The organism is Erwinia sp. V71 (assembly GCF_965644245.1).
Lineage (GTDB): Bacteria > Pseudomonadota > Gammaproteobacteria > Enterobacterales > Enterobacteriaceae > Erwinia.
The window spans coordinates 50327-56494 of sequence record NZ_CBFFRK010000019.1; the positions used below are offsets into that span (position 1 = coordinate 50327).

Below are 6168 nucleotides of genomic sequence, written 5' to 3' on the forward strand. Positions count from 1 at the left end.
TAAACCAGAGGTTAACACGGGCCGACTTCCGTCGGCCCGTCAGACTTACTTCAGGTCGTCGACCAGCTGAATGGCACGGCCGAGGTAGTTGGCTGGCGTCATCTGCTTCAGGCGGGTTTTTTCCTCTTCCGGCAGCGCCAGGCTGTCGATAAAGGTCTGCATGCCTGCGGCATCCACGCGCTTGCCGCGCGTCAGTTCTTTCAGCTTCTCGTACGGCTTTTCAATGCCGTAACGACGCATCACGGTCTGAATTGGTTCCGCCAGCACTTCCCAGTTGTGGTCCAGCTCGTCCAGCAGGCGGTCGCGGTTCACTTCCAGCTTGGAGATGCCTTTCAGTGTTGCCTGATACGCGATCAGCGCATAACCGACACCCACACCGAGGTTACGCAGTACGGTGGAGTCAGTCAGGTCACGCTGCCAGCGAGAGACCGGCAGTTTGCTCGCCAGGTGCTGCATCACCGCATTTGCCAGGCCGAGGTTACCTTCGGAATTTTCGAAGTCGATCGGGTTAACTTTATGTGGCATGGTGGAGGAGCCAATCTCACCGGCAATGGTTTTCTGTTTGAAGTGGTTCAGTGCGATATAACCCCAGATATCACGATCGAAATCGATCAGAATGGTGTTAAAACGTGCCATGCAGTCAAACAATTCCGCGATATAGTCGTGCGGTTCGATCTGCGTGGTGTACGGGTTCCAGGTAATGCCCAGCGAGGTGACAAAGCTCTCGCTCAGCTGGTGCCAGTCCACTTCCGGGTATGCGGCGATGTGGGCGTTATAGTTACCGACCGCGCCGTTGATTTTACCCAGTACCTCAATTTTTTCCAGCTGACGCAGCTGACGCTCCATACGATAAGCGACGTTCGCCATCTCTTTACCGAGGGTGGATGGCGTCGCTGGCTGACCGTGGGTACGGGACAGCAGCGGAATGTCACGATACTGATGCGCCAGATCTTTTACCGCAGTAATAATCTGTTTCCAGTAAGGCAGCACCACATCACGGCGTGCCGTTTCCAGCATCAGCGCGTGGGAAAGGTTGTTGATATCTTCGGAGGTGCAGGCGAAGTGAATAAATTCAGACACGGCCTGCAGGGCAGGAACGGATTCCACTTTCTCTTTCAGAAAGTATTCCACCGCTTTCACATCGTGGTTGGTGGTGCGCTCGATGGTTTTGATGCGCGCAGCGTCAGTTTCGTTGAAATTCGCGACAATCGCGTCAAGGAAAGCGTTTGCGTCAGCGTCAAATGCAGGAACTTCCTTGATCTCTGCGGTCGCGGCCAGTTTCTGTAACCAGCGAACTTCAACCTCAACACGGAATTTCAGTAAACCGTATTCACTGAAAATGCCGCGCAGCGGGCTGACTTTGTCGCCGTAACGACCATCGACAGGTGAGACGGCGGTCAGAGAGGATAATTCCATCAGTGCAACTCCTGGATCGTTTAACAAGATATTGGGCTGAATAACCGGCGCTTACAGCGCCGGACTCATATTGGCTAAAATCCGTTTCGCTTCGTTGACGAGGCGATTACGGGAGAACATTAATTGCAGGCGGCCACCGCCAACCTGACGCCACAACACGGCGGAACGCATGCCCGCCAGCAGCGTGGCGCGCACTTTACTCTGGACCTGGCTGTTCTGCAGCACAGACGGCGAGCCGGTGACCTGAATGCGTGGTCCGAGCGGGCTGATAACATCGACATAAATGGACGCCATGGCGCTCATTAAGGTGTCGGATTCCAGGTCGTAATGCGCCAGCTGGCGATCGAGCTGGGCGATACGCTGGGACAGCGTGTCGAGCGCCTGGCGGTTGCCGCTCAGTTTGCGCTCCAGCACCATCAGGCTCAGCGTATAGCGTGTCAGCTCCGCGCTCAGTCCTTCGCGGCTGCTGGTATTGAGCACCGCCAGCAGGGTTTCGAGACCAAAACGCAGGTTGGCCTCGTTATTCCCATACACCGCCAGGGTGGATGGCGGGTTTAAATCGAGCAGGCTTTGCAGCGACACTTTCAGGCTGTCGTTGTCGCATTGTCCCTGATGCGCCAGTTGCTGCACCAGATGCGCCGACTGGCAAATTCCAGCCATCGCTAACGTGATATCGTAATAGTTCTTCACCAGGTAGCTCCTTGCTACATCATGGCTTCACGAGCGGTAAGCGCTCTTCAATAATGCCGCCGCCAAGGCAGACATCACCCAGATAAAAGACGGCCGACTGGCCGGGGGTAACCGCGGCAACCGGCTCGTCAAAACGAACTTCAATACCGTCGTCGTCCAGCGGTGTCACCAGGCAGGGGATATCGGTCTGGCGATAACGGGTTTTCACCACACAGCGCAGTGGCTCGCGCAGCACTTCGCGATCCACCCAGTGCAGCTGGCGCGCCACCAGGCCGACCGACATCAGACGCGGATGCTCGCCACCCTGGGCGACAATCAGCCGGTTACTGGCGACATCTTTGTCCACCACATACCATGGATCGTCATTGCTCTCTTTCAGGCCGCCGATGCCGAGGCCTTTGCGCTGACCGAGGGTATGGTACATCAGCCCCTGGTGCTCGCCGACCACCTGGCCGTCCACGGTGACAATCACACCCGGCTGTGCCGGCAGATAACGACCCAGGAAATCACGGAACTTGCGCTCACCGATAAAGCAGATGCCGGTGGAGTCTTTTTTCTTCGCGGTAATCAGCTCCAGCTGTTCCGCAATACAGCGCACTTCGGGTTTCGCCAGCTCACCCACCGGGAACAGGCTTTGCGCAATCTGCTGGTGGCTGAGGGTGTACAGGAAGTAGCTCTGGTCTTTGTTGTCGTCCAGACCACGCAGCAGACGGCTTTTACCGTCGACATCGTCACGACGCACATAGTGACCGGTGGCGATAAAGTCCGCGCCGAGATCTTCCGCGGCGAACTCGAGGAAAGCTTTAAATTTGATCTCTTTATTGCACAGGATATCCGGGTTGGGCGTGCGGCCTGCTTTGTACTCTTCGAGGAAATGCTCAAACACATTATCCCAGTACTCGGCGGCAAAGTTCACTTTGTGCAGGCGGATACCCAGTTTGTCGCATACCGCTTGTGCATCGGCCAGATCTTCCGCAGCGGTGCAATACTCCTCACCATCATCCTCTTCCCAGTTCTTCATAAACAGGCCTTCAACCTGATAGCCCTGTTGTTGCAGTAACCAGGCGGAAACGGAAGAGTCGACGCCGCCGGACATTCCGACGATCACTTTTTTCTGGCTGTTGTCAGACATGACACACTCACGATAAACAATAAAAACAGGCGGCGTATTCTAGCACGCGTCGCTGCCGGGCGCACCCTCGCTGAAGGGCCACTGAAATGCCTGCAATAATGCCAGCGGATAGCGCTCTGCCGCCTGCCACAGGCGGACACTCTCTGCGACCAGCGGTGAGCGCAGGTTCGGCGCCCGCACAATCTGTTCAGGTGGCAGCCACCAGCAGCGGTCAATGTCGCTATCATGCGGGGTTGTGTCCTGCAGGGCCGGTAAGTCCAGCGCGAACAGCACGCGTAAAAACGGCGTATTATCTGGCGCGATCCACTGATGAACGCGTAACAGCGATTGCGGCGAGGCCTGAATACCAGTCTCTTCCCACAGCTCACGTTCCGCCGCCTGAATCAACGTTTCATTGGCTTCCAGATGCCCGGCGGGCTGGTTCCAGGTCGCCACACCATTAATGGTTTCTTCCACCACCAGCAACTGGCCTTCAGCGTGGACGACGCAGGCGACGGTAACATGAGGTTTAAACATGATTGCTTTCCGGTTGTTAACTAAAAGTTATGAAAACAGACTGTCAGTCAGTCCATTCCGCGCTGATATCGCGCCACTCTCCGGGCTGCAGATCGCCCAGCTGTAACGTGCCCATGGCAAAACGCACCAGCCGCAGAGTGGGAAAACCGATATGCGCGGTCATACGCCGAACCTGACGGTTGCGTCCTTCATAAAGTGTGATTTTCAGCCAGCTGGTCGGTATCGATTTCCGCTCGCGGATCGGCGGCTGGCGCGGCCACAGCCAGTCAGGTTGCGCCACTAATTCCACGCCAGCGGGCAGGGTGGGGCCGTCTTTCAGCGTGATACCGTCGCGTAACGGCAGCAGGTCCTGCTCCTGCGGTGCTCCTTCTACCTGCACATAGTAGATCTTGCCGGTACGTTTGCCGGGCTGGGTCAGCCGCGCCTGCAGAGCACCATCATTGGTCAGCACCAGCAGCCCTTCGCTGTCGCGATCGAGGCGGCCTGCGGCGTAGACATCGCTAACCGCAATATAGTCTTTCAGCGTGGCGCGTCCCGCTTCGTCGGTAAACTGCGGTAACACATCGAAAGGTTTATTAAAGATAAGCACCCGGCGTGGCCCCTGTGCTTTCGCGGGCGGGGTTTTGCTGCGGCTGAATCGTTTAACGCGGTGATTTTTAACTGGAGTTTTATGCATGGTCTTTGCAGTCGGTGAGAATAGGGGCATTATAACGCAAACCCGAGGTGATTGGCGTAGCGTAAATATTCAAGTAGTATTGACGCGCATCTTACAACTCATTAACAAATAAAGCGCTCGAAGGAGAGGTTAATGGAAAGCAAAGTAGTTGTTCCGGCGGAAGGTCAAAAAATCACCCTGGATCAGGGCAAACTGGTTGTGCCAAATAATCCCATTATCCCTTTTATTGAAGGCGATGGTATCGGGGTTGATGTTTCACCGGTGATGATCAAAGTGGTTGATGCCGCTGTGCAGAAAGCCTACAACGGCGCGAAAAAAATCTCCTGGATGGAGATCTACACGGGTGAAAAATCAACCCAGCTGTATGGCCCGGATGTGTGGCTGCCTCAGGAAACCCTCGACCTGATTAAAGAGTACCGCGTTGCCATTAAAGGCCCACTGACTACCCCGGTCGGCGGCGGTATTCGCTCCCTGAACGTTGCCCTGCGTCAGCAACTGGACCTGTATGTGTGTCTGCGTCCGGTGCGTTACTACAAAGGTACGCCAAGCCCGGTAAAACGTCCGGAAGATACCGATATGGTGATTTTCCGTGAGAACGCTGAAGATATCTATGCGGGTATCGAGTGGAAAGCGGGTTCTGCGGAAGCAGACAAAGTGATTAAGTTCCTGCGTGAAGAAATGGGTGTAAACAAAATCCGTTTCCCTGAGCAGTGTGGTATCGGCGTTAAGCCATGTTCCGAAGAAGGCACCAAACGCCTGGTGCGTGCGGCGATTGAATACGCGATCACGAACGACCGCGATTCCGTTACCCTGGTGCACAAAGGCAACATCATGAAGTTCACCGAAGGCGCATTTAAAGACTGGGGCTACCAGCTGGCGCGTGAAGAATTCGGCGGTGAGCTGATCGACGGCGGCCCATGGGTAAGTATCAAGAACCCAAATAACGGCAAAGAGATCGTCATTAAAGACGTGATCGCTGATGCCTTCCTGCAGCAGATCCTGCTGCGTCCGGCAGAATACGACGTCATCGCCTGTATGAACCTGAACGGTGACTATATCTCTGACGCCCTGGCGGCGCAGGTTGGTGGTATCGGTATTGCACCAGGCGCTAACATCGGTGACGAGTGTGCACTGTTTGAAGCGACCCACGGTACGGCACCTAAGTATGCTGGCCAGGATAAAGTGAACCCAGGTTCTGTCATCCTGTCTGCAGAAATGATGCTGCGTCACCTGGAGTGGTTCGAAGCGGCTGACCTGATTGTTAAAGGCATGGAAGGCGCGATCGCAGCTAAGACTGTTACCTATGACTTCGAACGTCTGATGGACGGCGCTAAACTGCTGAAATCTTCTGAGTTCGGCGACGCGATTATCGCGAATATGTAATCTCTGTTGCGGATTGCATAAGAACGGGAGCCGGATGGCTCCCGTTTTTTTATTCGCATTGAAAATAATATTTTTGTGAGGTAGTTTGACTGCAATCGCATTACTATTTGAACGATTTCATGTTTTTCGGCTTATTCGTTGCTGATTTCTCTTCTTAGATTGTCGCCAGGCTGTTTTATATCAACATTCACCGCAAGTGAATTGATGTTCTGTGCCTGTTCCTTACACAGGGCGGAACGTCACTACGTCGACAATTGTTATCATCGTGAAGGGAACCACGCGAATTCAGATAATAAGTGCAACGCTCGGACATGATTGTGGAGAGTGTAGGAGGAAGGGTTAACTACCGATAAGT

General features: G+C 54.6%; 6 protein-coding genes. 1 reads left to right on the forward strand and 5 read right to left on the reverse strand.

From position 1 onward, the window contains the following. Positions 1 to 45: 45 nt before the first annotated feature. The 5 genes from purB to rluE are packed head-to-tail and all read right to left on the reverse strand — an operon-like array spanning position 46 to position 4430. Positions 46 to 1416 carry an adenylosuccinate lyase gene (gene purB, locus ACSZO1_RS06900; protein WP_437610851.1) on the reverse strand — a complete coding sequence of 457 codons (1371 nt, stop codon included), beginning with the start codon at positions 1414 to 1416 and terminating at the stop codon, positions 46 to 48. A 51-nt stretch (positions 1417 to 1467) separates the two neighbouring features. Next, positions 1468 to 2109: a high frequency lysogenization protein HflD gene (hflD, locus tag ACSZO1_RS06905; RefSeq protein ID WP_437610864.1), complete on the reverse strand. Its 642-nt coding sequence runs from the start codon at positions 2107 to 2109 to the stop codon at positions 1468 to 1470. Between the two features lie 16 nt (positions 2110 to 2125). Next, positions 2126 to 3238 (reverse strand): tRNA 2-thiouridine(34) synthase MnmA, encoded by a 1113-nt coding sequence (gene mnmA, locus ACSZO1_RS06910; protein ID WP_437610853.1) that lies wholly within the window; start codon positions 3236 to 3238, stop codon positions 2126 to 2128. 39 nt (positions 3239 to 3277) lie between these two features. Continuing rightward, entirely contained in the window at positions 3278 to 3754 is a 477-nt protein-coding gene (locus ACSZO1_RS06915; protein ID WP_437610855.1) for an NUDIX domain-containing protein, read from the reverse strand. A 43-nt stretch (positions 3755 to 3797) separates the two neighbouring features. Then, complete coding sequence (gene rluE / locus ACSZO1_RS06920; protein ID WP_437610856.1) at positions 3798 to 4430, reverse strand: 23S rRNA pseudouridine(2457) synthase RluE; 633 nt, start codon at positions 4428 to 4430, stop codon at positions 3798 to 3800. A 132-nt stretch (positions 4431 to 4562) separates the two neighbouring features. Between rluE and icd the strand changes: the two genes are divergently transcribed. Beyond that, a complete protein-coding gene (icd, locus tag ACSZO1_RS06925) occupies positions 4563 to 5813 on the forward strand; it encodes an NADP-dependent isocitrate dehydrogenase (RefSeq protein WP_437610858.1) in 1251 nt (416 codons plus the stop codon). Positions 5814 to 6168 lie beyond the last annotated feature (355 nt).